Genomic DNA, 26,009 nt, shown 5'->3' on the forward strand with positions numbered 1-26,009 from the left:
GCGCCGTAACCCCCCTGTGCGCCCCCAAATCCCTCTCGTGCACGTGCATCTGCCCTTGCATCCGCCCCGCGCATTGGCAACCATGGAGCTCGCACACGTGCACGTCACGTCCTCGATTGCCAGGAGTGCCTCGGATGGGTACCGAAGGATCGACTGTGCTCTCCCCTTTATGGAGAGGGCTGCCCCCGATCGACTCATCCGCCGTCTCCACCTCGGCCTCATGCGGACTGCCACCCCGCTTCGAAGCCGTGGGCACCGCCCGCAAGTTCACCCGATCCACGCTGGGCCAATGGAATCTGAACGGGCTCTTCGACGAGGTCGCCCTCGTCGTCTCCGAGCTCGTGACCAACTCCATGCGTTATGCCATACCGGCCGACCACAGGAGTGTCGGCACGGAGTACGAGCCGCCCGTACGTCTCCACCTGCTGCGCTGGACGTCGCGGCTGGTATGCGCCGTACGCGATCCGAGCGAGGCGAGCCCGGTCGCGGGCGAGGCCGGCGCCGGGGACGAACGCGGGCGAGGACTGTTCCTCGTGGAGCAGTTCACAGACGCGTGGGGATGGCATCCCCTCGCGGGGGCGTTGCACGGCAAGGTCGTCTGGGCGCTGTTCCGCCTGCCGCGCGACTGACGGCGCCGTTCGCGGCCTCGGCCGCCGCCCCGGCCCCCAAGCGCTCGTCACGACTACTCCCCTTCGCGATTCGGGGGGCTAATCGCGAACGAGGTAGTCGAATTCCCCGTCCTTGATCCCGAGGAGCATGGCCTCGATCTCGGCCGGGGTGTACACGAGCGCCGGGCCATCCGGGTGGCGGGAGTTGCGCACAGCGACCCCGCCACCCGGCAGCTTGGCGAACTCGACGCAGGAACCCTGGGAGTTGGAGTGGCGGCTCTTTCGCCAGACGACATCTTCGATGTCCGAGGCGGCCATGCCGTTGTGCGCCTGGGGCACTGGACTCTCCCGGATCATTTGCAGGGGGACACCCTCACCCGGAACAGGGATTCGAGGATGGCAACTGCTCCGGATCATAGCGGCGTTCATGTGCCGATGCATGAGCCGATGCACGTGCACTCAGGGTGTTCCCGCCACTACTTCACGACTTCTTCCCGGAAGCTGAACCTCCAGCAGAAGAGCCTCCGGAAAAGGGCATCGGCCTCATCTCACGGCATTCTTGATCCCTCGCGTGCGCCGCCGCCGGCGCCGCCCCGGGCGAGGGCGGTGGAAACGACCGGAATCCGACGTACCGCCGGGCCGGCCGGACCGGCGGGACGAGCCGGCAGCCGCCGCGAGCCGAGGTCACGGTGATTGTCAGACCCCCCTGGCAGACTCACATCCGTGAGCCGGGGGTGGAGGCGGGCCACGGGGGTGCTCGCCTCCGCCCCCGGCTCACGGGCCTGCCCGGCACTGCCCCATGCGGCCCATTTCAGCGGGCAGTACGGCGGGTCGCCTTGCACGATGGCAATGGACCCCCATTTCTCCCGCACCCCAGGGCAGGTTCCGCCATGACCCTCTGTCTCGACCAGCTGAACCGCTGCACCGTCGCCGTCGACCTCGGGGCGGCCAGGACCCGCGTCTACCTCAAGGACACCGGCCTGGTCGTGGACGAACCCAGCCTGGCGGCGGTCAACACCAGGACGGGTTCGCTGATCGCGGTCGGGGAGATGGCCGGCGGGATGGCCGGGCGGACGCCGGGCCACATCAGGGTCGTACGGCCGATCTCCGGCGGCACGGTCGTCGACATCGACATGGCCCAGCGGATGCTGCGCTTCCTGGTGGACGACAAGATCCGCCGGGCCTGGCGGCGCAAGCCGATGCTGCGCGCGGCCGTCTGCCTGCCGCACGACGCCGAGCCGATCGCCCAGCGGGCGGCCGTCGAGGTGCTCGGCGCGCTCGGCGCCCGCAAGGTCGAGATGGTCGACACGCTCATCGCCGCGGCGGTGGGCTGCGGGCTGCCGGTCGAGCAGCCCGAGGCGACGATGATCGTGGTGTGCGGCGCCGCGTCGACGCAGGTCGCGGTGTTGTCGCTGGGCTCGATCGTGGCGGCCGAGAAGGTCCAGGTGGGGGGCGACGCGATCGACTACGCCGTCGTCCAGCACCTGCGCAGCGAGCACGAACTGATGCTGGCCTCCAAGGGGTTGCACCCCCTGCACCTGGCGCTGTTCGACCCGATGCGGATCGGCACGGAGACCGAGGTGCGCGGCCGGGACGTGGCGACGGGGCTGTCGCGTACGGTCCTGGTGAACACCGCCCACGTCCGTGAGGCGATCCACACCCCGCTGACCGGCGTGCTGGACGCCATCGGGCGCGTTCTGCGCGAGTGCCCGCCGGATCTGGTGGCCGACCTCGCCGAGCGCGGGGTGATGCTCGCGGGCGGCAGTGCGATGCTCCCGGGGCTGGACACGATGATCGAGCAGGCGACCGGCATGGTCGTGCGCGTCGCGGACAACCCCGACACCTGTTCCGTCGTCGGGCTGGGCGCGATGATGGAGGGCAAGATCCGGCCGATGAAGCTGGACCCGATGGTGAGCTGAAATCCGACCCGGAGAGCGATTCCCCCATCGAATCCCCTCCGCGATCGAATCCCACCCGCCGCCTTGGGAACTTCTTTACCGTCCGGAACGGTTCTCCCTGTGCACCCCTATTCGCACAAGGAGATACACGCACATGGCGCTCTGGGACCGGCTCAAGGAATCGGCCACGACGATGCAGGGCCAGTTGCTGGCGAAGAAGAACGACCTGAAGAGCGGGGCGTTTCGTGACGCGAGCATGGCAATGTGCGCTCTGGTGGCGGCCGCTGACGGTTCGATCGACGCGTCCGAGCGGCAGCGCGTCGCCGCGCTGATCGCCACCAATGACGTTCTGCGGAACTTCCCCGCCGACGATCTGCAGGCACGTTTCAACGACTACTGCCAGAAACTCACCACCGATTTCGCCTTCGGCAAGGTCAGCGTCATGCAGACCATCGGCAAGGTGCACAAGAAGCCGACCGAGGCACGTGCCGTCATCCAGATCGGCATTGTCATCGGCGGCGCCGACGGCGACTTCGACAAGTCGGAACAGGCCGTCGTCCGCGAGGTCTGCTTCGCCCTGGGCGTCAACCCCGCCGAGTTCGACCTCTGAGCCCTCTGAGCCCTCTGACGGCGGGCGGGCGGGCGGCGGCGGATAACCGACCGCCGTTCCGCCCGCGGCACGGGCCCGGGTCGCCTCGGTGACCTGCGCCCGTGCCGCTGAGGGGCACCCGCCGTCCGGACTGCGGTGTCCGATCCGCCGGCCTTGCCGGCCGCTCGCCCGCCCCAGCAGATTGGGGGCCCATGGCGGACCGGCATCGCCCCCGCGCGGGCGGCTTCACCTACCTCCCCCTGGACCGCGAACTGATCGTGGTGGCGCGCGCCGAGGCGCGGCTGCGCGCGGGCCCCTCGGGCGTACGCTCCGAGGCGGGGGCCGACCTGCGCGCACTCGACGCGTTCCTGGCCGACGAGCGCCTGACCCTGGAACCCCTCTTCGGCGCCGGCCGTACTCCCCCGCTGGGCCTCTTCCACCGGGTGCACGGCACGGACCGGCGGCAGGAGGAGATCGCCGCCCGGCTGACCGCGCTGCCGGGCGTCGAGGCGGCGTACGTCAAACCGAGCGCCATGCCCGCCCGAGCCCCCGGCGACCCGGCCGAACCGCCCTCCGAGCACGGTGATCTCACTCGGCGTCAGGGATTTCTGGACCCCGCCCCCGCCGGGGTGGACGCCCGCTGGGCCTGGACCCTGCCGGGCGGCACCGGCGAGGGCGTACGGGTCGTCGACGTGGGGGCCGCCTGGCGGCTCGGCCACGAGAACCTGGGCCATCAGCTCGCCGGGATCGTCGCGGGCACGCCCGTGGCGGACCTGGCCTGGCGCAACCACGGCACGAACGCGATCGGCGTCGTGTGCGGCGACCGCGGCGGACCCGGCACCACCGGGCTGGCGCCCGGCGCCCACGTCGGCGCCGCCTCCTTCCACGGCATCGGCACCGCCGCCGCCATCCACCAGGCGGCGGCTCGCCTGTCGCCGGGGGACGTCGTCCTGGTCGGGCTGCACCGGCCCGGCCCCCGCTTCGGCTACCGCGACCGCGACGACCAGCGCGGCTGCGTCCCGTTGGAGTGGTGGCCCGACGACTTCGCGGCGATCCGGCACGCCACGGCGAACGGCGTCCTGGTCGTGGCGGCCGCCGGCAACGGCGCCGAGTGCCTGGACGACGCGCTGTACCGGGAGCGCCCGGACGGCTTCCCCGCCTGGTGGGACAACCCCTTCGACGCCCACGGCCCCTCGTCGGGCGCCGTCGTCGTGGGCGCGGGCGCCCCGCCGCCCGGCACCCACGGCCGCGACCACGGCCCGGACCGCTCCCGGCTCGCCTTCTCGTGCTTCGGGACGCGGGTGGACGCGCAGGGCTGGGGCCACGAGGTCACCACGACCGGCGGCCACTGGGACGGGCCCGGCGACCTGTGCGGCGGCCCGGACGAGGACGCCTGGTACACCGACGCCTTCCGGGGCACCTCCGCCGCGGCGGCCGTCGTCGGCGGCGCTCTGGCGTCCGTACAGGGCGCGCTCGGGGCGGCGGGCCTGCCGCCGCTGACGCCGCGGCGGGCGCGCGAGCTGCTGCGGACCACCGGCTCGCCGCAGCGGGACGCGCCCGGCCGACCCGCCGCCCAGCGCATCGGCGACCGCCCCGACCTGCGCGCGGCCCTCGCGCGGCTGCTGCCCGGCCCGGTCGGCTCCGGCGTCGCCGAACGGCTGTGGGACGAGCTGATGCCCTACCCGCCCGGGTCGGGTCCGCGGCTGCGGCTGTACGTGGCCGGGGCCTGGCGCGGGCTCGAGCGCCCCGGACCGGACGTCCGCCACGCGGTGCACGCCGCGTTCGCGGGCGGGCGGGCCGGGGACGTCCGCGTCTGGTACGCGGGCGACCGGGTCGTCGGCCTCGTCGTCGGCGACCCCGCCGACGGCGGGTGACCCCGCCGGGCCCCCGGCCTCAGACCGGCTGGGTCACGGGGGCGGCGCGCTCGCCGCCCCCGTGACCGTCGCCGTTCGCGCCGCCGTGGCCGTTGCTCCCGGACCAGGTCCCCAGCGCGATCTCCGCGGTGATGCCCGGTCCGAAGCCGGCGATGATGCCCCGGGCCTGGTGGTCGGCGCCGCCGTCCTGGAACAACCGCTCGAGGGCGTCGAAGATGACCGCGCTGGCGATGTTGCCGCGCTCGGTGAGGGTCTCCCTGCTGTAGCGGAACGTCTCCGGCGCCAGGCCCAGATAGTGGCTGAGGTCGTCCAGGATGCGCGGACCGCCGGCGTGCACGATGTAGAAGTCGAGCTCGGAGACGTCCCACTGGTGGGGCTCGGCCATGTCGCGCATGGCGGGCGCGAGCATCGCCATCGTGCCCGGCACCCGCTTGTCCAGGATGAAGTGGAAGCCGGTGTCCCGTACTCCGTAGGAGATCCACTCCTCGGTGTCGGGCACCAGATGTGAGCCGTTGGCCTGGATCCGCACGCCCGTGCCGCCCTCGCCGCGCACGACGGCCGCGGCCAGGGCGTCGCCGAAGAGCCCGTTGGAGAGCAGATTGCCGACGCCCAGGTCGGTGGGCTGGTAGAGCAGTGAACAGAATTCGCAAGCCACGATCAGCACGTTCGCCCCGGGATAGGCCCGGCAGAAGTCGTGGGCGCGGTTGATGGCCGCCCCGCCCGCCGCGCAGCCCAGCTGGGCGATGGGCAGCTGCCGGGTCTCGTTCCGGAAGTCCATGGTGTTGATCAGCCATGCCGTCATCGACGGCATCATGAAGCCGGTGCACGAGACGTAGACGATGAGGTCGATGTCACGGGTGGTCAGCTCGGCATGGTCGAGCGCACGCCGTACGACATCGGGAACGCGCGCCTTGGCCTCCCGTTCGTAGCGGGCGTTGCGCATGGTGAAGCCCGGATGTTTGAGCGTGTCCTCGATCGGTTGCACGAGGTGTCGTTTCTGCACACCCGTATTGCCGATCAGCCGGAGCGCGAGCCCCAGCTGCGGGTGATCGGCATGCAGCGTACGGGCGAGCTCCAGAGTCTCTTCCCGCGTGATCACATGCTCGGGGACGGCGATGGCCGGTCTGCACAAAGTTGCCATGACGGCCTCTCCCAGTCGCGTCGGTATCGATGCTCGATGCCCAGGACCGCCGAAATGATCCGGCAGGCTATGTCCAGTACATGCCGCATTGGGAAGACCGACACACATTTGGGTGGGAACTTCACCCGAAGAGTGGAATTTCCCATAGGGGCCGGGGTCGGCTCAAGGGCACGCCTTCCGTCACCGCCCGGCCCGTGGCGCGCGCTGTTCGTGCTGTTCACCCCAGGCGGCGAGGGGCCGCAGGCTCTCGTGCAGGGCGAGGCCGAGCTCGGTCAGCGAATAGCGCACGGAGCGGGGCAGGGTCCGGGAGCACTCGTCGCGGTGGACGACGCCGTCCAGCTCCATCTCGCGCAGCTGCTGGCTGAGCACCTTCTCGCTGACGCCGGGGATGGCGCGCCTGAGTTCGCCGAAGCGGAACGGATGGCGGTGCAGCTCGGTCAGGATCACGGGTTTCCACTTCCCGCCGATGACGCCCAGGGCGGCCACCAGCCCACCGGTGAACGACGGCAAGATCGGTAACGACTGGCCTCTCATGCCCCACCCCTTACCCGGCACCACGACCGCGGCTGACTGAGTCTCACCAATGACCAGCAGACCATACCGCATAAGCGGTATTTTTTCCTTTCGGAAGGGCTGCCTTTCCGCCCGACGGTCCCCCGCCCTCCGCGCCGAATTCCGGTTCCCGTACCCGCTCCTGTCGATTCGGAATTCTCTCTTCCAACGTGCAGGATTACTCCACCGCCACGGACACGGCCCCCCTGGAATGCCGGCAATCGGGGACCGTCAGACCCGTCGAAACAGAAGGAGGGTTTGCATGGCGCAGCAGGAGCGTGCGATCCGGACCCGGTGGGCGATTCTCGAGGCCGCCGGAAAGGTCTTCGACGAGTGGGGTTACGAAGCGGCCACCATCGCCCAGATCCTGGCGCAGGCCGAGGTGACGCGGGGCGCCCTGTACTTCCATTTCAGTTCCAAGGAGGACCTGGCGCGGGGCGTGCTCGACACGGCCGTCACCACGGAGGGCGTGCTGCCCCAGGAGCTCAAACTGCAGGAGCTGGTGGACGCCTCGCTGCTGCTGGCATACCGGCTGACGCGGGAGCCGCTGCTGCGGGCCTCCCTGCGGCTGTCCGTGGACCCGCGGGCGCGGGCGCTGTTCGGCACCAGGTGGCCCGACTGGATCGAGGTGCTCGCCGAGCTGTTGCGGCAGGCCGGCGCCAACGGGGAGACGCTGCCGGGCGTGGACCCCGTGCAGGTCGCGCGGCTGCTGGTCGGGTCCTGGACGGGGGTGCAGCTGGTCTCCGAGGCCGTGCCGCAGGAGGGGGAGCTGGTGCACGAGATCGCCGCGCTCTTCCGGCTGGTCCTGCCGGCCATCACCGTGCCCGAGGTGCTGCCCCGGCTGGACGTGGCGGCGGACCGGCCCTTGCGCCTGATGTCGGAGGCGGGCGTTCCGGCCCCGAACTGAGCGGTTCGCGCCGGGGCCGGTCGCCGAACCGGTCGCGGGGCCGGTCGCGGGGTGGGTCAGCCGGCGGGCGTCAGGTCGTGGAACCGGCGCTGGAAGTAGACCAGCGGCTCGCCCTCCCGCTCCGAGGCCTGGTGCACCTCGCCGATGAGGATCAGGTGGTCGCCGCCCGGAACGCGCCGCTCGGTGCGGCACTCCAGGCGTGCCAGCGCGCCCGGCAGGAGCGGCTGCCCGGCCGGCGAGAGCGTCACCCCCGACCCCGCGAACTTGTCCGCCCCCTTGCTGGCGAAGCGCCCCGCCAGCTCCTGCTGGTCCCGCGCCAGCAGGTGGACGACGAAGCCCTCCGAGCTGTCGAAGGCGTCGAAGCAGTTCGCTCTGTTGTCGAGGCACACCAGCACGAGCGCCGGGTCCAGCGACACCGAGGAGAACGCACTGGCCGTGAACCCGTGGTTCTGCCCGGCGGCGTCGCGCGTCGTCACCACGGTGACGCCGCTGGCCCAGTGGGAGAGCGCGGCGCGGAACAGGTCGGGGGAAATCGTCTCTGTCGTCTCTGTGAGCACGCCGCCAGACTGGGCGGCCCCACTCGAGGCGGGATCGAGGTACGGGTGAGAGGCGGTGGGGCGCGCCCCAGGCCGGAGTCCACCTCGCTTCGAGCCGCCGTATAGCGGCCCTCGCCACGCTGGCGGCGCCGAGCGCCACCCTACGACGGGGCGTTCCCGACCGGAGAAGAGGTCCGCGTGAGCATCGTCGAGGACAAGCCGCTGAACAGCACCCCGGACGGCATGGCCGACCGCGTGGCGGAGCTGGCCGAGCTGCGCGAGCAGATCCTCGAGGGGCCGAGCGCCAAGGCCACCGAGGCACAGAAGGCCAAGGGCAAGCTGACGGCCCGCGAGCGACTGGAACTCCTCTTCGACAAGGGGACCTTCAGCGAGACCGAGGCCTTCCGGCGGCACCGCGCCACCGGCTTCGGCCTGGAGGCGAGGAAGCCGTACACCGACGGCGTCGTCACCGGCTGGGGCGAGGTCGACGGCCGCACGGTCTTCGCCTACGCCCACGACTTCCGGATCTTCGGCGGCGCGCTCGGCGAGGCCCACGCCCAGAAGATCCACAAGCTGATGGACCTGGCCGAGACCGCGGGCGCCCCCATCGTGGGCCTGTGCGACGGCGCCGGCGCCCGCATCCAGGAGGGCGTCACCGCGCTGGCCGGCTACGGCGGCATCTTCCAGCGCAACGTCCGCAACTCCGGCGTGCTGCCCCAGATCAGCGTCATCATGGGTCCCTGCGCGGGCGGTGCCGCCTACTCCCCCGCCCTGACCGACTTCGTCTTCATGGTCCGGGGCACCTCGCAGATGTTCATCACCGGCCCCGACGTGGTCCAGGCGGTCACCGGCGAGCAGATCACCCAGGAGGGGCTCGGCGGCGCCGACGTCCACGCCGAGACCTCCGGGGTCGCCCACTTCGCGTACGACGACGAGGAGGCGGCCCTCGAGGACGTACGGCACCTGCTGTCGCTGCTGCCCTCCAACAACCGCGAGATGCCGCCCTCCGAGATCGCCCACGACCCGGCGGACCGGACCACCGAGCGCCTGCTCGACCTGGTGCCGGCCGACGGCAACCGCCCGTACGACATGCGCGCGGTCATCGAGGAGATCGTCGACGACGGCGACTTCTTCGAGGTGCACGAGCGCTGGGCGCCCAACATCATCTGCGCGCTGGCCCGGCTGGGCGGCGAGGTGACCGGGATCGTGGCCAACCAGCCGCAGCGGCTGGCCGGCGTGCTCGACATCGAGTCCTCCGAGAAGGCCGCCCGCTTCGTCCAGATGTGCGACGCCTTCAACATCCCGCTGGTCACCCTCGTGGACGTGCCCGGCTTCCTGCCCGGCGTCGACCAGGAGCACGGCGGCGTCATCCGGCACGGCGCCAAGCTGCTCTACGCCTACTGCAACGCCACCGTGCCCCGGATCTCCCTGGTGCTGCGCAAGGCCTACGGCGGGGCGTACATCGTGATGGACTCCCGCTCGATCGGCGTCGACCTCGCCCTGGCGTGGCCCACCAACGAGATCGCGGTCATGGGCGCCGAGGGCGCCGCCAACGTCGTCTTCCGGCGCGAGATCGCCGCCTCCGACGACCCGGAGGCCACCCGCCAGGCCCGCATCGCCGAGTACCGCGACGAGCTCATGCACCCCTACTACGCCGCCGAGCGCGGTCTGGTGGACGACGTCATCGACCCGGCCATGACCCGCACCGCCCTCATCGACGCGCTGACCATGCTCCGCAACAAGCACGCCGCGCTGCCCGCCCGCAAGCACGGCAACCAGCCGCAGTAGACGCGGGGCGGCCCCCGGCCCCGCAACGGAAAAGGCCCGGACCGTCGTGGACGGTCCGGGCCTTTTCCCGGGGGACGGGACAGGTGGCCTGCCCCGATTTACGCAGGTCCAGGCGTGCGGGGGCAAGTACCTACCTGAAAGTGCCCACTTACCTCGAAGTGCTTACCGTGACGTAAGCGCCGGGCACGGGGCGCGAGTGAAGTCACCTGTACGACCGGGTGGTTGACGTTCCACACCGCAACCCGGGAGTTGTCCGCCCCGAGCCGCCGAACGGACGATGAGGCGTTCCGAGGCCGACACCCGAACGCGGAAGGCGGGAACCCTCATGACGACGAACGGCGTGCACCCCGACCCCGAGCTGGCGGCCGCGGCCGCCGTGCCGCAGCGCATCGTCGAGGCCTGGGCGGCCCACGACGCCGAGGCCTTCGCCGAGGTCTTCACCGAAGACGGCACCATGATCCTGCCCGGTGTCTACGAGAAGGGCCGGGAGGGCATCCACCGGTTCATGACCGCCGCCTACCAGGGCCCCTTCAAGGGCACCCGGGTCACCGGCACACCCCTCGACCTCCGCCGGCTGGACGCCGGCACCGCACTGCTGATCACCCAGGGCGGGATACTGGCGGACGGGGAGAGCGAGGTCGCCGAGGAGCGGGGCGTACGGGCCTCCTGGCTGCTCGTACGGCGGGACGACACCTGGCTGCTGGCCGCCTACCAGAACACCCCGCGCCACGAGGCGTGAGCGCGACGACGACCGGCCCCGGCGGCTCCCGCCGACGGCCGGTCGTCCCGCGTCCCGGCCCGCGTCAGGGCGTGGCCGCGCCCTCCGGCTCCGCGGACCGCTCGCCGTCGCGGCCCGGGCCCGGGGCGTCCGCCGCCCGGCCGGCGGTCTCCTTGCCCCGCATCGCGACGGCCGTCGTGGCCAGCGCCATCGGCACCGCCACCACGGCGGCCACCCGGCTCAGCGACATGAAGGACGTCATCCAGGCGATGAGCGGCGGCCCGAACATGCCGCCCGACTTCCCGCACGCCGCCGCCAGCCCGCTGCCCATGCCCCGGAACGCCGTCGGGTAGGTCTGCGCGGCGTACGGTCCGAGGACCGCGACCACGCCGCTGGTGCCCGTCAGCAGGCCCATCAGCACGAGGATGACGGCGGGCGCGCTGTGCAGCGGGATCACCAGCAGGGCGAGCAGGGACACGGAGGCGACGGCGCCGTAGAGGGCCATCGTCTTACGGGACGACCAGCGGCTGTAGAGCCACGCGCCGACCGCCGTGCCGGGGATGGACAGCAGCGACGCCACGAAGAGGATCTGCGGGGGCTTCACCCCGACCCCCACCTTGGACAGCAGGCTCGGCAGGAAGGTGAGGAAGCCCCAGTAGATCAGGCCCCAGGCCAGCCCGTAGCCGCAGATGATCAGCGTCTGGACCAGGTAGCCGCGGCCGAAGAGGGCGCCCGGCCCCTGCCGCGGGCCCGGCTCGGCCCGGGGCGTGGTGTTCAGCCCGAACAGGCGGCTCATCCGCCGGGCCTCGGCGAGCCGGCCCCGGGAGGCCAGGAACGCCGGCGACTCCGGGATCCAGCGGTTGAGCACCAGCAGGGCCAGGGCCAGCGGCAGCTGGACGAACCACAGGATGCGCCAGCCGGCGATCGGCTCGAAGACGGCGGCCAGGCCGCTGGCCGCCAGATAGCCGCCCACGGTCGTCAGACCGGCCTGCAGGACCATCACGCCGCTGCGCCCGGGCAGCACCTCGGACATCAGCGCGTAGACGATGGGCAGCATGCCGCCCGCCGACATGCCCATCAGCAGGCACATGAACACGCTGGCCTCGAAGCTCGGCATCGCCCCGCAGACCGTCGTGGCCACGAACAGCAGGGCCGCCAGCAGCACGGCGGCGCGGCGCCCGATGCGGTCGGCCAGGTGCCCCCACAGCAGCGACCCGGCGACCGTCCCGGTCAGGCCGCCCATGGGCAGCCAGGCCACCTCGGAGGCGGACAGCGCGTACTCGGCGCGGGCGCCGGGCAGCATGAACGCCAGCGTGGCGGGCTTCATCTGGTCGACGACCAGCGCGAAGGACAGCACGGCCACCAGCCGCCTGCGGGCGAGCGTGCGGCGGGCCTCCGGCACGGGTTCCGGCTCCGGCTCGAGGACCTCGCGGGCCTGCGCGGCGGGCAGCCGGCGGGGGACGAGCCCGCCCGCCGCCATGACCAGCCCGGCCACGATCGCCACCATGGCCAGCCACATGGAGGCGTCCACCGGCATGTGGGCCATGCGGTAGTCCATCGACGCGGAGTCGGCGAACATCACGACGTGCTCGCCCACCCCGGCCGAGCAGACGAGCACGCCCGCCCAGAACAACGGGGGACGGGGTATCAGGACATGGCTCTCCACTCGTACTCCTCACAGGGGACGGGGAACGCGGGCCACCAGAATGCTGGGGGCCGTGGACCCTGTCTTCTCCCCCTGTGCTGTGTCACCCGCCCGGGGGTTCCGTGCCGTGTCACCCGCCCGGGGGTTCCTCGAGCACCGCGTACATCTCGGCGGCGCAGGGCGCGGTGACCAGGCCGGGCAGCAGCGAGCGCCACAGGGCCGTCGCCCAGCCGACCGGGTCGGCGGGTTCCGCTCCGGCCGCCAGCGCCTGCGGCAGCCCGGCGAACGCCGAGACGATCACCACGGCGGTCGGCCCGGGCAGCACGTCCGGCCGCAGGTCGCCCTGCTCGCGCGCCTCCGTCAGCAGCCCCTCGACGGCCGTCACCCAGGAGACGAACGGGCGCGGCACGGAGGGGCCGATGAGGTTGCGCTCGGACATCAGCCGCAGGCCGGCCCGCACCCCGGTCTGGTGCAGCAGCATCTGCGCGATGCGCCGGGAGAGTTCGATCAGCAGCCGTACGGCCCGGGGATGTTCGGGCCGCAGCCGGTCGGTCAGCTCGGACCATAAGTCGTAGTGCTCACGGACCACGGCCGCCGCGAGGGCCTCCTTCGAGGGGAAGTGGAAGTAGAGCGCGCCCTTGCTGATGCCCTGGCCGTCGACGACGTCCTCGAGGCGGGTACCGACGTACCCCCGGTCGTCGAAGACCGTGGCGGCAGCCCGGAGGATCACCTCACGGGTCCGGCTCGCGCGATCCTGCATGTGCCCCTTACCGCCCTGTGTGCTCCGCACTCCTCGGTATCCCAGCGCCTGGGCGTCCTCCCCGGCAACCTCGAGAATGCTCGCCGCTCCCGCCGTCCCCACGGCCCCGCTCCGCTCGATCGGGGGGCAGGCTCCGCACGTCCAAAGATGCCGAAGCCGCCCCGCCGGCACGACCATGAGCTCTCCGCCACCGGCGGACCGGTGGCCCAAGGCCAGGAGGCACCCGTGCCCACCGTGCTCGGATCGCTGCGCAGACTCGTCCTGACCCCGTCACCCGCGAGCGTCGGGTTCTCCGAACGCCGCTTCCCCGGCGCCTCGTCCCCCGCCGCCGGGCACCTCGAGGCCATTCCCCGGGCGGTGGTCTGCGGCTTCGAGTGGGCGATCGACGCCCGCGACCTGTGGGAGATCGAACGCCGGCTCGAACTGGCCGACCCGCCGCTGCGCGGGTTCGCCTACGAGGGCGCGACCATGGCCCTGACCGTGCGGGACGCGATGGGGCCTGGGCGGGGCAACCGCACCCGGGAGCTGCTGTCGGGCCGCGGCGGGCTGCCGCACATCTTCCTCAACTACATCGGCGTCGGCTTCGCGATGGCCCGCCTGCCCAGGGTGCTGTGGGGGAAGGTGCTGCCCGCGGTCAGCGGCTCGCCCTACCACCCGGTGATGAGCTGGCTGGCCGTCGACGGCTACGCCTTCGACCGCGCCTACTTCGACACCGGACGCTGGGTGGACCGGCAGTACCGGCCCGCCCCGTACCCCTGGCAGGGCTCGCCGGAGTACTTCCGGCGGGCCGCCGACCAGGGCGTGGGCCGGGCCCTGTGGTTCGTCCACGGCGCGCGGCCCGACCATGTGGCCGCTGCCGTGGGCCGGTTCGCCGGGGACCGGCACGGCGACCTGTGGAGCGGGGTGGGCCTCGCGGCGGTGTTCGCGGGGGGCGCCTCGCCCGCGGACCTGGCCGCCCTGCGCCGGGCGGCGGGCGCGTACGCGGGCGAGCTCGCCCAGGGCGCGGTCTTCGCCGCCAAGGCGCGCGACCACTCGGGGACCGTGCCCACGCACACCCACGCCGCCGTCACGGCGCTGGCGGGCGTCGGCGTCGAGAAGGCGTCCGCGCTGGCCGACGACTGCGCGGTGCCGCCCTCCGAATCGGGCCGCGTTCCGGCCTATGAAACCTGGCGCCGGAACGTGCGAATCCGCCTGCAATAGCAGGGGAATCGAGCACTCCTGAAGTAGACGGAAGTTCGTCGCGCGTGTGTACATTCGAATTCGGCTGACCGAGCACCACGAGGCATATCAACGAGGGGCGGTACAGCGCGTTGTCAACTCTTCTGCGTGCGCTCAGGCGCAAGATCCTCACCCCCGGCGTATCGGCCACGAGCCTGGAGCGACGTGGCTTCCACAAGAAGAATTCCGATGCCCGGGATTTGCTGGAGATGATCGGCCGGACGTTTCTCGAGGGCTATGGCCACGCGGTCGGTGAACGCTCGATCGCCGACGCCGAGGCCCGCCTGGAGTCCGTGCCCCGGCAGTTCCGCGGATTCGCCTACGAGGGCGCGGCCATGGGGGCCACCGTCCTCGACGCGCTGCCGGGCGGCGGGCGGCGGCTGCCCGCGCTGTTGTCCGGGCAGGGCCGCCACCACGCGTACATGGCCTACGTCGGCGTGGGCTGGGCCATGGCCCGGCTGCCGAGGTTCCTGTGGCCCGACGTGGCGACCACCGACCCCATGCTGCGCTGGCTCGTCCTCGACGGATACGGCTTCCACCAGGCCTACTTCCACACCGAGCGCTATGTGCGCGGGCAGTTCGAGGGCCCCGGCCTCGCCTGGGGCGCGGAGCCGGCCTCGTACCACCGGCACGCCGTCGACCAGGGCATCGGACGCGCACTGTGGTTCGTGGCGGGCACCGACCCCGAGCGCGCGGCGGACCTCATCGACGCCTATCCGGCACATCGCCGCCCCGACCTGTACAGCGGCACGGGACTGGCGGCCACCTACGCGGGCGGCGCCGACGAGGCCGAGCTGCGCCACCTCGCCGAGCGCTCCGGCCCGTACCGCCCCCAGCTGCTGCAGGGCGCGGCCTTCGCCGCCGAGGCGCGGGAGCGGGCCTCGCTGACCGTCGACCACACCCGACTGGCGACCCGGGTGCTGTGCGACATGGACCCGGCGCAGGCGGCGAAGCTGTGCTCCGGCACCCGCCCCGACGTGAGCGTCGGCGGCGACGTTCCCGCCTATGAGATCTGGCGGCGGCGGATCGCCGAAGAACTCGTTTCCCGGGGAAGGGGCTGATTCCCCATGGCGATACGGGCGATACGGCCCTGGCTCTTCAAACAGCTTCCCGGGATTGTCGCACTCGTCGTGATGGTCGGCATGTTCATCGCCGTTCAACCGCCGTCGACCTCGGCGGCCGACACGGCGAAGATGGCGGACGGTTACGCGTTCACGCCGATGACCATCGAGATGCCGGGCGGATACAAACAGCAGAACGTCCGTAAGGTCAACAAGGCCTACAAGCACATCGAGGCCTGGATTTCCTCGGTCGGCGCCGGCATCGCGATGAACGACATCGACGGCGACGGCCTGGCGAACGACCTGTGCGTCACCGACCCCCGCATCGACCAGGTGGCCGTGACGCCGGTGCCCGGCAGGAACGCGGGCCGCTACCGGCCCTTCGCGCTCGACCCGGCCCCGCTGCCGATGACCCGGACGATGGCCCCGATGGGCTGCGCGGCCGGCGACTTCAACGAGGACGGCCGCCCCGACCTGCTCGTCTACTACTGGGGGCGCACCCCCATCCTCTACCTGGCCAAGCCGGGCTCCGACGGGCGCAGTGCCGCCGCCTTCGAGCCCACCGAGCTGGTGCGGGGCGTGAGCTCCGGCGGGAAGTACACCGGCCCGCTGTGGAACAGCAACGCCACCACCATCGCCGACTTCGACGGCGACGGGCACGACGACATCTACATCGGGAACTACTTCCCCGACAGCCCGGTCCTCGACGACACCAAGGACGGCGGCGTGGTCATGAACGACTCGCTGTCCAACGCCCACAACGGCGGCGAGGACCACATCCTGCGCTGGACGCGGGGCGGCTTCGAGGAGGCGAAGGACGCGCTGCCCAAGCAGGTCCGGCACGGCTGGACGCTCGCCGTCTCCGCCACCGACCTCGACGGCGACCAGCTGCCGGAGATCTACCTCGCGCACGACTTCGGCACCTCGAAGCTGCTCTACAACAAGTCCACGCCCGGGAAGATCTCCTTCGCCGTGGTGGACGGGGCGCGGGACGCGATGACGCCCAAGTCCAAGCAGATCGGGCGGAGTTCCTTCAAGGGCATGGGCGTGGACTTCGGCGATCTGAACAACGACGGCCTGTACGACATGTTCGTCAGCAACATCACGACCTCGTTCGGCATCCAGGAGAGCAACTTCGCCTTCTTCAACCGGTCGAGCGACCAGAAGGCCGTGCGGGAACGTTTCCGCAGCGGTGAGGCGCCGTACGAGGACCGCAGCGCACCGCTGAACCTGGCCTGGTCCGGCTGGGGCTGGGACGTCAAGACGGGCGACTTCGACAACGACGGCACCCTGGAGATCGCCCAGGCCACCGGCTTCGTCAAGGGCAAGACCAACCGCTGGCCGCAGCTGCAGGAGCTCGCCACCGCCAACGACCAGCTGACGCACAACCCCCTGTGGTGGCCCAACGTCCGCTACGGCGACGACCTCGCCGGCAACCAGGTCATGCGCTTCTTCGCCAAGGGCGGAGACGGCCGCTACACCAACCTGTCCAAGCCCCTGGGCCTCGCCGTGCCGATCCCCACCCGGGGCATCGCCACCGGCGACGCCGACGGCGACGGGCGCCTGGACATGGCCGTCGCCCGGCAGTGGGGCGAGCCGGTCTTCTACCACAACGTCTCCTCCCACCCCGGCGACTTCCTCGAGCTGAAGCTCACCCATCCCTCCGGCTCGCCGGTGGTCGACGCCCAGGTCACCGTCACCCTGCCGGACGGCACCAAGCGGATCTCCCGCGTCGACGGCGGCGGCGGTCACTCGGGCAAGCGCAGCCACGAGGTCCACATCGGCCTGGGCAAGCGGGCCGACGGGCCGGTGCGGGTCCACCTGAAGTGGCGGGACCGCTCCGGCGAGGTGCGCGAACAGGACCTTCGTACGAGCCCGGGCCGGCACTCCTTCCAGCTCGGCTCCGAAGCCAAGGAGAAGTGACACAGATGGCCACTCAGGCAAGCAGCCCCCCGCCGCATCACGACCCCAAGGTCGTCACCGCGCTGCGCCGCTTCGCGATCTCCATCACGGTCCTGAACATCCTCGGCTACACCGTGCTCGGCTTCGAACAGCCCTGGACCTGGCCCCTGATCGCGGTGGCCACCGCCTACACGGTGGAGATCTCGCTGGAGGCCATCGCGGCGAAGGTCGACGGCCGCGCCCCGCGCTTCATGGGCCGGGGGCGGCGCGGCATGGTGGAGTTCCTCTTCCCCTCGCACATCACCGGCCTCGCGGTGAACATGCTGACCTACGTCAACGACCGCGTCTGGGTGATGATCTTCGGCGTGGTGGTGGCCGTCGGCACCAAGTGGGTGCTGCGGGCCCCCGTGCGCGGCCGCATGCGGCACTACATGAACCCGTCGAACTTCGGCATCGCCGTCATCCTCGTCCTGTTCCCCTGGGCCAGCATCGCCCCGCCGTACCACTTCACCGAGAACATCTCCGGCCCCTTCGACTGGGGCCTGCCCGTGGTCATCCTCGGCCTCGGCACGCTGCTGAACTCCAAGCTCACCGGGCGGATGTGGCTGATCGGCGCCTGGCTGATCGGCTTCGCCCTGCAGGCCGTCGTACGCGGCCTGGTCTTCGGCACCTCCATCCCGGCGGCGCTGGGCATGATGACGGGCACCGCCTTCGTGCTCTTCACCAACTACATGGTCACCGACCCCGGCACCTCCCCGTCCAAGCGCACCTCCCAGATCGCCTTCGGCGGCGGCGTCGCCGCGATGTACGGCCTGCTCACCGCGCTGGGCATCGCGTACGGCATCTTCTTCGCCACCGCCGCCGTCTGCCTGCTGCGCGGCGGCTACCTGTGGTGGCTGCACCTGAGCGAGAAACAGCGCGCGGCCACGGCGGCGGACCCCGCCGCGGCGACCGCCGGAACCGAGCGCCCCACGCCGTCCACCGGAGCGGGGAAGGAAGCGGTGGCTGCATGAGCAGGATCGCCATCGTCGGCATGGCGTGCCGCTATCCGGACGCCTCCTCCCCCCGCGAGCTGTGGGAGAACGCCGTCGCCGGACGCCGTGCCTTCCGCAGGCTCCCCGGCGTCCGGATGAACCTGGAGGACCACTGGGACGCGGACCCGGCCACCCCGGACCGCTTCTACGCGCGGGAAGCCGCGGTCCTCGAGGGCTACGAGTTCGACCGCATCGCCCACAAGGTCGCCGGCAGCACCTACCGCTCCACGGACCTCACCCACTGGCTCGCGCTCGACGTCGCCGGGCGGGCGCTCGCGGACGCGGGCTTCCCGCTGGGCGAGGGCCTGCCCCGCGAGCGGACCGGCGTGATCGTGGGCAACACCCTCACCGGCGAGTTCGCCCGGGCCAACGTCATGCGGCTGCGCTGGCCCTACGTACGGCGCGTGATGGCCGCGGCCCTCAAGGACGAGGGCTGGGACGACGACCGGCTCGCCGGCTTCCTCGAGGGCGTCGAGGTCGCGTACAAGAGCCCGTTCCCCGCCGTCGACGAGGACACCCTCGCCGGCGGCCTGTCCAACACCATCGCCGGACGCGTCTGCAACCACTTCGACCTGGGCGGCGGCGGATACACCGTCGACGGCGCCTGCTCCTCCTCGCTGCTGTCCGTCACCACCGCGGCGGCCGCCCTCCTCGCCGGCGACGTCGACGTCGCCGTCGCCGGCGGGGTCGACCTCTCCCTCGACCCGTTCGAGATCACCGGCTTCGCCAAGACCGGCGCCCTCGCCCGGCACGAGATGCGGGTCTACGACCGGGCCGCCAACGGCTTCTGGCCCGGCGAGGGCTGCGGCATGGTCGTGCTGATGCGCGAGGCCGACGCCCTCGCCGACGGGCACCGGATCTACGCCTCCGTCGCGGGCTGGGGCATCGCCTCCGACGGCCAGGGCGGCATCACCCGCCCCGAGGTCGGCGGCTACCAGCTGGCGTTGCGGCGCGCCTACGAACGGGCCGGGTTCGGCATCCAGACCGTGCCGCTCTTCGAGGGCCACGGCACCGGGACGGCCGTCGGGGACACCACCGAACTCCAGGCCCTGTCGCTGGCCAGGACCACCGCCGACCCCGAGGCCGCGCCCGCCGTCATCAGCTCGGTCAAAGCCATGATCGGCCACACCAAGGCCGCCGCCGGCGTCGCCGGCCTGATCAAGGCCGCGATGGCGCTCGACGCCCGGATGCTGCCCCCCGCCCTCGGCTGCCCCGACCCCCACGACCTGCTCACCGGCCCCCACCCGGCCCTGCGGGTGCTGCGCCGGGCCGAACCCTGGCCGGACGGCGCCCCGCCGCGCGCCGGCGTCACCGCCATGGGCTTCGGCGGCATCAACACCCACGTCGTCCTCGACCGGCCCGGCGCCCACCACCGCGCCGTCGCCGGCCCCCGCGACCGGACCCTGGCCTCCTCCGCGCAGGACGTCGAACTCCTCCTGCTCGACGGCGACTCCCCGCAGGAGCTCGCCGCCCGCCTCGACCGGCTGACCGGCTTCGTACCCCAGCTGTCCTACGCCCAGCTCGCCGACCTGGCCGCCGCCCTCCAGCGCGAGCTGCGCGACGCCCCCTACCGCGCCGCCGCCGTGGTCTCCTCGCCCGAGGACGCCGAACGCAGGCTGCGGCAGCTGCGCGACGCGGTGGACGCGGGCGAGACCAGCCTGTTCGCCGCCGACGGCCGCGTCTTCCTCGGCCGCGCCCGCGGCCCCGCCCGGATCGGCTTCCTCTTCCCCGGCCAGGGCTCCGGGCACGGCACCAGCGGCGGAGCGCTCGGCCGGCGGATGGCCGAGGCGGCCCAGGTCTACGAGCGGGCCGCGCTGCCCGCCGCCGGGGACATGGTGGCCACCGCCGTCGCCCAGCCGCGCATCGTCACCGGCTCGCTGGCCGGCCTGCGCGCGCTGCGCGCCCTGGGCGTGGAGGCGACCGTCGCGGTCGGCCACAGCCTGGGCGAGATCTCCGCGCTGCACTGGGCCGGCGCCATGGACGAGGAGACCCTGCTGCGGGTGGCCACCGTCCGCGGCGAGGCCATGACCGAGCACGGCGACTCCGGCACCATGGCCTCCCTCGCCGCCGCGCCCGAGGCGGTCCTCGCGCTGACCGCCGGGCTGCCGGTGGTCGTCGCCGGCTACAACGGGCCCGAGCAGACCGTCGTCGCCGGGCCCGCCGACGCCGTCGAGGCCGTGGCGGCCCGGGCCCGGGAGGCCGGCGTCGGCTGCACCCGGCTGCCCGTCTCGCACGCCTTCCACTCGCCCCTGGTCGCCCCCGCCGCCGAGGCCTTCGGCGACTGGCTCGCCGGCGTGGACTTCGCGGCGACGGACCGGCGGATCGTCTCCACCGTCACCGGCCGGGCCCTGGCGCCCGGCACCGACGTCCCCGCCCTGCTGCGCCGCCAGATCACCGACCCGGTGCTCTTCGCCCAGGCGGTCGAGCTGGCGGCCAAGGACGTCGACCTGTTCGTGGAGGTGGGCCCCGGACGGGTGCTCAGCGGCCTCGCCGCGACCACCACCGACGTACCCGCCATCGCGCTGGACACCGACGACGAGTCGCTGCGCGGGCTGCTGCAGGCGGCCGGCGCCGCCTACGTCGCCGGCACGCCCCTGGCCCACGAACGCCTCTTCCACGACCGGCTGATCCGTCCCCTGGAGATCGGCGCCGAACTCCGCTTCCTGGCCAGCCCCTGCGAGCAGGCCCCGGCGCCCCCGCCCCGTACGGACCGCGCCGCCGCCCCCGCCCCGTCACCGCGCCCGGCGGCCGGCCGGGACGCCGCGCACGGCCCGTCCGCCGCTCCCGGCGGCGCGGCGCGCGACACGGCGTGCGACACGGCGGACGACGGCACCGGCGCGGACGGCGAGCGCGCCGCCGCCCTGCTGCGCCGCCTGGTCGCCGAACGCGCCGAACTGCCCCTGGACCTCGTCGGCGACGACAGCCGGCTCCTGGACGACCTGCACCTGAGCTCGATCACGGTGGGACAGCTCGTCAACCGCGCCGCGCGCCGGCTCGGCGTGCCGCCCGCCCAGGTGCCCACCAACTTCGCCACCGCGACCGTCGGCGAGCTCGCCGAGACCCTCGACACCCTCGCCGGCACGGACCGGGACGGCGACGCCGCCCCCGTACCCGTCGTCGCGGGCGCCGCACCCTGGGCCCGCGCCTTCGCGCCCGGGTACGACGAACTCCCCCCGCCCGCCGGGCCGCTGCCCGAGCCCGACGGGCCCTGGCGGCTGTTCACGCCCGGCGGCACGCCGCTCGCCGAGCCACTGCGCACCGCGCTGGAGAGCGCGGGGGCCGGCTCCGGCGTCCTGGTGTGGCTGCCGCCCGACTGCTCCGAGGAGCAGCTGGAGCCGGCGCTCGAGGCCGCCCGGGCGGCACTGGCGGACACGACCGCGAGCCGGTTCGTCCTCGTCCAGCACGGGCGCGGCGCGGCCGGTCTCGCCAAGACGCTGCACCTGGAGGCGCCGCGCCTGCGCACCACCGTGGTGCGGGTGCCCGAGGTGCCGGAGCTTCCGGAGGCGGTCGGCTGGGTGGTGGCAGAGACCGCGGCGACCACACGCTTCTCCGAGGTCCACTACGACGCCGACGGCACCCGCCGGGTGCCCGTCCTGCGCGCGCTGCCCATGGCGCCCGCGCACCCCGAACAGCCGCTGGACGACGGCGACGTGCTGCTGGTGACCGGCGGCGGCAAGGGGATCTCGGCGGAGTGCGCGCTGGCCCTCGCCACGGACACCGGCGCCCGCCTGGCCGTCCTGGGCCGCTCCGACCCGAAGGCGGACCCGGAGCTGGCGGCGAACCTGAAGCGGATGGCCGAGGGCGGAACGACCGTGCGCTACGCGCGTGCCGACCTCACCGACCCGGAGGCCACCCGCGCCGCCGTCGAGGAGCTGACGCGGGACCTGGGGCCGGTCACCGCCGTGCTGCACGGCGCGGGCCGCAACGAACCCACCGCCCTGACCGGGCTGGACATGGCGGCGTTCCGGCGGACGTTCGCGCCCAAGGTCGACGGGCTGCGCCACCTGCTGGACGCGCTCGACCCGGCGCGGCTGCGGCTGCTGGTCGCCTTCGGCAGCGTCATCGGCCGCTCCGGGCTGCGCGGCGAGGCCCATTACGCCACCGCCAACGAGTGGCTGACCGACTTCACCGAGGAGGTGGCACGGCGGCACCCGCACTGCCGTGCGCTGTGCCTGGAGTGGTCGGTGTGGTCCGGGGTGGGGATGGGCGAGCGGCTGTCGGTCGTGGAGTCCCTCTCCCGCGAGGGCGTCACCCCCCTCTCCCCCGACCAGGGCGTGGCCGTCCTGCGGCGACTGCTCGCCGACCCCGAGGCCCGCGGACCGGTGGTGGTCACCGGCCGCACCGAGGGCGTCGCGACCCTGCGGCACGACCTCCCGCCGCTGCCGCTGCTGCGCTTCACCGGCAAGCCGCTCGTGCGCTACCACGGCGTGGAGCTGGTCACCGAGGTCGAACTGAACGCCGGCACCGACCCCTACCTGGCCGACCACCTCCTCGACGGCGACCTGCTCTTCCCCGCCGTGCTGGGGATGGAGGCCATGACCCAGGTCGCCACCGCCGCCACCGGCTGGACGGCCGTACCGGTGATCGAACGGGCGGAGTTCCTGCGGCCCGTCGTGGTGCCCCCCGCTGGCAGCACGACGATCCGCGTCGCCGCGACCGTCACCGGCCCCGAGACCGTCGAGGTCGCCGTGCACAGCGAGGAGACGGGCTTCGCCGCCGAGCACTTCCGGGCCCGCCTGGTCTTCTCCGGGGCCGCCGTCCCCGACGGGCCGCCCCTGCCGGCGGAGGACGACGCGCCGCCCGTGCCGCTGGACGCGGCGGCCGACCTCTACGGAAGCGTGCTGTTCCAGGGCCCGCGCTTCCAGCGGCTGCGCCGCTTCCACCGGGCCGCCGCCCGGCAGGTCGACGCCGACGTGGCCACGGCCGGACCGGCCGGCTGGTTCGCGGGCTTCCTGCCGGACCGGCTGCTGCTGGGCGACCCCGGCATGCGGGACGCGCTGATGCACGGCAACCAGGTGTGCGTACCGGACGCGACGCTGCTGCCGTCCGGCGTCGAGCGGGTGTACCCCCTCGGCGGCGGCACGGCACCCCAGGGCCCACTGCGCTACCGCGCCACCGAGCGCGAACGCGACGGCGACACCTACGTCTACGACATCGCGGTGCGCGACGGGCGGGGCGAGGTCGTCGAACGCTGGGAGGGGCTGCGGCTGCGGGCAGTACGCCAGGGCGACGGCGGCGGACCCTGGGCGGCCCCCCTGCTGGGCCCCTACCTGGAGCGCGCGGTGGAGGACGTCCTGGGTACGCGCATGGCCGTCGTCGTGGAACCGCACGGCGGCGAGGGCGATCGCAGGGCCCGTACCGCGCTCGCGGTGCGACGGGCCCTGGGCCGCCCGGCCGAGGTGCGCCACCGCCCCGACGGCCGCCCGGAGACCGACGGCGGCGACGTCGTCTCGGCCTCCCACGGCGCCGGGATCACCCTGTGCGTCGTCGCCGGCTCGACGGTGGCCTGCGACGCCGAGACCGTGACCGCCAGGCCCGCGGACGAGTGGGCCGCGCTCCTGGGCGCCCACGCGCCGCTGGCCGCCCTGCTCGCCGAGCAGTCGGGCGAGGCGTACGACAGCGCCGCCACGCGCGCGTGGACCGCCCTCGAGTGCCTGAAGAAGGCCGGGATCATGACCGACGCCCCGCTCACCCTCGACCCGCCGCGCGGCGACCGCTGGGCGGTCCTCGCCTCGGGCGGCCTGCGCGTCGCGACGTTCGCCACCGCGCTGCGCGGCGAACCCCGGACGGTCGTCCTGGCATTCCTGACCGAAGGAACCGAAGGAGCGGGACGCGGATGACCGACTACTTCGAGTACCGGCACACGGTGGGCCTCGAGGAGACCAACCTCGTCGGCAACGTCTACTACGTGCACTACCTGCGCTGGCAGGGCCGCTGCCGGGAGATGTTCCTCAAGGAACGGGCACCCGGTGTCCTCGCCGAACTGCGCGAGGACCTCAAGCTGTTCACGCTCAAGGTGGACTGCGAGTTCTTCGCCGAGATCACCGCCTTCGACGAGCTCTCCGTCCGCATGCGGCTGTCCGAACTCGCCCAGACCCAGCTCGAGTTCACCTTCGACTACATACGGCTGGGCCCGGACGGCGACCAGCCGCTCGTCGCCCGCGGCCGCCAGCGCGTCGCCTGCATGCGCGGGCCCAACACCGCCACCGCCCCGGCGCTGGTGCCCGAGGCCCTGGCCCGGGCGCTCGCGCCGTACGCCGCCGGGGGCCCGGCGCTCACGGGGAGGCCGGCATGACACCACCGCACGGCATGACACCGCACGGCACGCGGCGGAACGGCACCGGCCGCACCCCGCCGGGGCCACCGCGCAGGGCGCTGCCCGGCCTGCTGAAGAAGCTCGCCACGGACCGGCTCGCCCTCATGCGGGACGCGGCGGACCTCGGCGACGCGGTGCGGGTGTCCATGGGCCCCAAGACGCTCTACGTCTTCAACCACCCCGACCACGCCAAGCACGTCCTCGCCGACAACAGCGCCAACTACCACAAGGGCATCGGCCTGGTGGAGGCCCGCCGCGCCCTGGGCGACGGCCTGCTGACCAGCGACGGCGAGCGCTGGCGGGCCCAGCGCCGCACCATCCAGCCCGTCTTCCAGCACAAGCGCGTCGCCGGGCAGGCCGACGTCGTCGCCGAGGAGGCGGCGAAGCTGGTGGCCCGGCTGCGCGCCCACGAGGGCGGCGACCCCGTCGACGTGGTGCGGGAGCTGACCGGGCTGACCCTCGGCGTGCTCGGGCACACCCTGCTGGACGCCGACCTCACCACCCACGCCACGGTGGCCCACGACTTCGAGGCCGTGCAGGACCAGGCGATGTTCGAGATGGTCTCCCAGGGCCTGGTGCCCATGTGGGTGCCGCTCCCCCACCAGCTGCGCTTCCGCCGCGCCCGCAGGCGGCTGCGGGAGGTGGTCGACCGTCTGGTCGCCGAGCGCGGCGGCCGCCCCGGCGGCGCCGACGGCGACGACGCGCTGTCCCGGCTGATCGCCTCGACCCGGCTCGACGCCGCCGGACCCCGCGCCGGTCGGCAGCGGCTCCACGACGAACTGGTCACCCTGCTGCTCGCCGGGCACGAGACCACCGCGAGCACGCTGGGCTGGACCTTCCACCTGCTCGACCGGCACCCCGAGGCACGGGCCAGGGTGCGCGAGGAGGCGGTGACGGTCCTCGGCGACCGGGCGCCCCGCTACGAGGACCTGCGGCGGCTGACGTACACCACGGCGGTCGTCCAGGAGGCGATGCGGCTCTACCCGCCGGTGTGGATCCTGCCCCGCAGGGCCCAGGGAGCGGACGACGTGGACGGCTGGGCGGTGCCGCCCGGCTCGGACGTCCTGATCTGCCCGTACACCCTCCACCGCCACCCGGCGTTCTGGGACGCGCCCGAGCGCTTCGACCCGGACCGCTTCGGCCCGGACGGCGGGGGCGACCGGCCCCGCTACGCCTACCTTCCCTTCGGCGCCGGCCCCCGCTTCTGCGTGGGCAGCAATCTCGGCATGATGGAGGCCGTCTTCGTGACGGCCGCGGTCGTACGGGAACTCACCCTGAGCACACCGCCGGGCCACCGGGTGATCCCCGAGCCCATGCTCTCCCTGCGGGTGCGGGGCGGGCTGCCGATGGCGGTCCGGGCCGCGGCATGACCGCGGCCCCGAGCGGGACTTCCCGCGTGCCGCGGCCGCACGGCCGGCCCCCGGCCCTCAGCCGGCCCCCGGCCCTCAGCCGGCCCCCGGCC

General features: G+C 73.1%; 20 protein-coding genes. 14 read left to right on the forward strand and 6 right to left on the reverse strand.

Annotation, left to right across the window (positions count from 1 at the left end; all coding sequences use genetic code 11):
• Positions 1-134 precede the first annotated feature (134 nt).
• A complete protein-coding gene (locus AB4K12_RS13880) occupies positions 135-629 on the forward strand; it encodes an ATP-binding protein (RefSeq protein WP_368434523.1) in 495 nt (164 codons plus the stop codon).
• 78 nt (positions 630-707) lie between these two features.
• On the opposite strand, the gene AB4K12_RS13885 is transcribed toward AB4K12_RS13880, so the two are convergent.
• Entirely contained in the window at positions 708-947 is a 240-nt protein-coding gene (locus AB4K12_RS13885) for a DUF397 domain-containing protein (protein ID WP_368434872.1), read from the reverse strand.
• 551 nt (positions 948-1,498) lie between these two features.
• On the opposite strand from AB4K12_RS13885, the gene AB4K12_RS13890 reads away from it, so the two are divergent.
• From AB4K12_RS13890 to AB4K12_RS13900, 3 genes are all read left to right on the forward strand, one after another.
• Positions 1,499-2,527: a rod shape-determining protein gene (locus tag AB4K12_RS13890; RefSeq protein ID WP_368434524.1), complete on the forward strand. Its 1,029-nt coding sequence runs from the start codon at positions 1,499-1,501 to the stop codon at positions 2,525-2,527.
• A gap of 133 nt (positions 2,528-2,660) precedes the next feature.
• On the forward strand, positions 2,661-3,116 hold the full coding sequence (locus tag AB4K12_RS13895) for a tellurite resistance TerB family protein (RefSeq protein ID WP_086565990.1): 456 nt from the start codon (positions 2,661-2,663) through the stop codon (positions 3,114-3,116).
• 191 nt (positions 3,117-3,307) lie between these two features.
• Positions 3,308-4,969 (forward strand): S8 family serine peptidase, encoded by a 1,662-nt coding sequence (locus AB4K12_RS13900; protein ID WP_368434525.1) that lies wholly within the window; start codon positions 3,308-3,310, stop codon positions 4,967-4,969.
• Positions 4,970-4,988: 19 nt separating this feature from the next.
• On the opposite strand, the gene AB4K12_RS13905 is transcribed toward AB4K12_RS13900, so the two are convergent.
• Entirely contained in the window at positions 4,989-6,110 is a 1,122-nt protein-coding gene (locus AB4K12_RS13905) for a type III polyketide synthase (protein ID WP_368434526.1), read from the reverse strand.
• A gap of 180 nt (positions 6,111-6,290) precedes the next feature.
• Complete coding sequence (locus AB4K12_RS13910) at positions 6,291-6,644, reverse strand: winged helix-turn-helix transcriptional regulator (protein WP_368434527.1); 354 nt, start codon at positions 6,642-6,644, stop codon at positions 6,291-6,293.
• Positions 6,645-6,924: 280 nt separating this feature from the next.
• Here AB4K12_RS13910 and AB4K12_RS13915 point away from each other — a divergent pair, with 280 nt between their 5' ends.
• Positions 6,925-7,569 carry a ScbR family autoregulator-binding transcription factor gene (locus tag AB4K12_RS13915; RefSeq protein WP_368434528.1) on the forward strand — a complete coding sequence of 215 codons (645 nt, stop codon included), beginning with the start codon at positions 6,925-6,927 and terminating at the stop codon, positions 7,567-7,569.
• 56 nt (positions 7,570-7,625) lie between these two features.
• Here AB4K12_RS13915 and AB4K12_RS13920 read toward each other — a convergent pair whose 3' ends face one another.
• Positions 7,626-8,126, reverse strand: a complete 501-nt coding sequence (locus AB4K12_RS13920; protein ID WP_086569031.1) for a flavin reductase family protein — start codon at positions 8,124-8,126, stop codon at positions 7,626-7,628.
• Positions 8,127-8,348: 222 nt separating this feature from the next.
• On the opposite strand from AB4K12_RS13920, the gene AB4K12_RS13925 reads away from it, so the two are divergent.
• A complete protein-coding gene (locus AB4K12_RS13925; protein WP_368434873.1) occupies positions 8,349-9,893 on the forward strand; it encodes an acyl-CoA carboxylase subunit beta in 1,545 nt (514 codons plus the stop codon).
• Between the two features lie 325 nt (positions 9,894-10,218).
• Positions 10,219-10,632, forward strand: a complete 414-nt coding sequence (locus AB4K12_RS13930) for an SgcJ/EcaC family oxidoreductase (RefSeq protein ID WP_368434529.1) — start codon at positions 10,219-10,221, stop codon at positions 10,630-10,632.
• A 64-nt stretch (positions 10,633-10,696) separates the two neighbouring features.
• On the opposite strand, the gene AB4K12_RS13935 is transcribed toward AB4K12_RS13930, so the two are convergent.
• Together AB4K12_RS13935 and AB4K12_RS13940 are read right to left on the reverse strand one after the other, a co-directional pair.
• The gene (locus tag AB4K12_RS13935; RefSeq protein ID WP_368434530.1) at positions 10,697-12,277 is read right to left on the reverse strand and encodes an MFS transporter; all 1,581 of its coding nucleotides are present in this window, start codon (positions 12,275-12,277) and stop codon (positions 10,697-10,699) included.
• 109 nt (positions 12,278-12,386) lie between these two features.
• Positions 12,387-13,016, reverse strand: coding sequence for a ScbR family autoregulator-binding transcription factor (locus AB4K12_RS13940; RefSeq protein ID WP_368434531.1), 630 nt, complete (start codon positions 13,014-13,016; stop codon positions 12,387-12,389).
• A 225-nt stretch (positions 13,017-13,241) separates the two neighbouring features.
• On the opposite strand from AB4K12_RS13940, the gene AB4K12_RS13945 reads away from it, so the two are divergent.
• From AB4K12_RS13945 to AB4K12_RS13975, 7 genes are all read left to right on the forward strand, one after another.
• Positions 13,242-14,216, forward strand: coding sequence for a DUF1702 family protein (locus tag AB4K12_RS13945; RefSeq protein WP_368434532.1), 975 nt, complete (start codon positions 13,242-13,244; stop codon positions 14,214-14,216).
• Positions 14,217-14,326: 110 nt separating this feature from the next.
• Positions 14,327-15,295 (forward strand): DUF1702 family protein, encoded by a 969-nt coding sequence (locus tag AB4K12_RS13950; protein WP_368434533.1) that lies wholly within the window; start codon positions 14,327-14,329, stop codon positions 15,293-15,295.
• Positions 15,296-15,367: 72 nt separating this feature from the next.
• Positions 15,368-17,218: a CRTAC1 family protein gene (locus AB4K12_RS13955; protein WP_368434874.1), complete on the forward strand. Its 1,851-nt coding sequence runs from the start codon at positions 15,368-15,370 to the stop codon at positions 17,216-17,218.
• Between the two features lie 5 nt (positions 17,219-17,223).
• Positions 17,224-18,210, forward strand: a complete 987-nt coding sequence (locus AB4K12_RS13960; RefSeq protein WP_368434534.1) for an enediyne biosynthesis protein — start codon at positions 17,224-17,226, stop codon at positions 18,208-18,210.
• Positions 18,207-24,071 (forward strand): SDR family NAD(P)-dependent oxidoreductase, encoded by a 5,865-nt coding sequence (locus tag AB4K12_RS13965; RefSeq protein ID WP_368434535.1) that lies wholly within the window; start codon positions 18,207-18,209, stop codon positions 24,069-24,071. Before AB4K12_RS13960 ends, AB4K12_RS13965 begins: the two co-directional genes overlap by 4 nt.
• Complete coding sequence (locus tag AB4K12_RS13970) at positions 24,068-24,526, forward strand: acyl-CoA thioesterase (RefSeq protein ID WP_362255255.1); 459 nt, start codon at positions 24,068-24,070, stop codon at positions 24,524-24,526. Before AB4K12_RS13965 ends, AB4K12_RS13970 begins: the two co-directional genes overlap by 4 nt.
• Positions 24,523-25,917, forward strand: a complete 1,395-nt coding sequence (locus tag AB4K12_RS13975; RefSeq protein WP_368434536.1) for a cytochrome P450 — start codon at positions 24,523-24,525, stop codon at positions 25,915-25,917. Before AB4K12_RS13970 ends, AB4K12_RS13975 begins: the two co-directional genes overlap by 4 nt.
• Positions 25,918-26,009 lie beyond the last annotated feature (92 nt).

Origin of the sequence: Streptomyces sp. C36 (assembly GCF_040932295.1) — a bacterium.
Classification (GTDB): domain Bacteria; phylum Actinomycetota; class Actinomycetes; order Streptomycetales; family Streptomycetaceae; genus Streptomyces; species Streptomyces triculaminicus.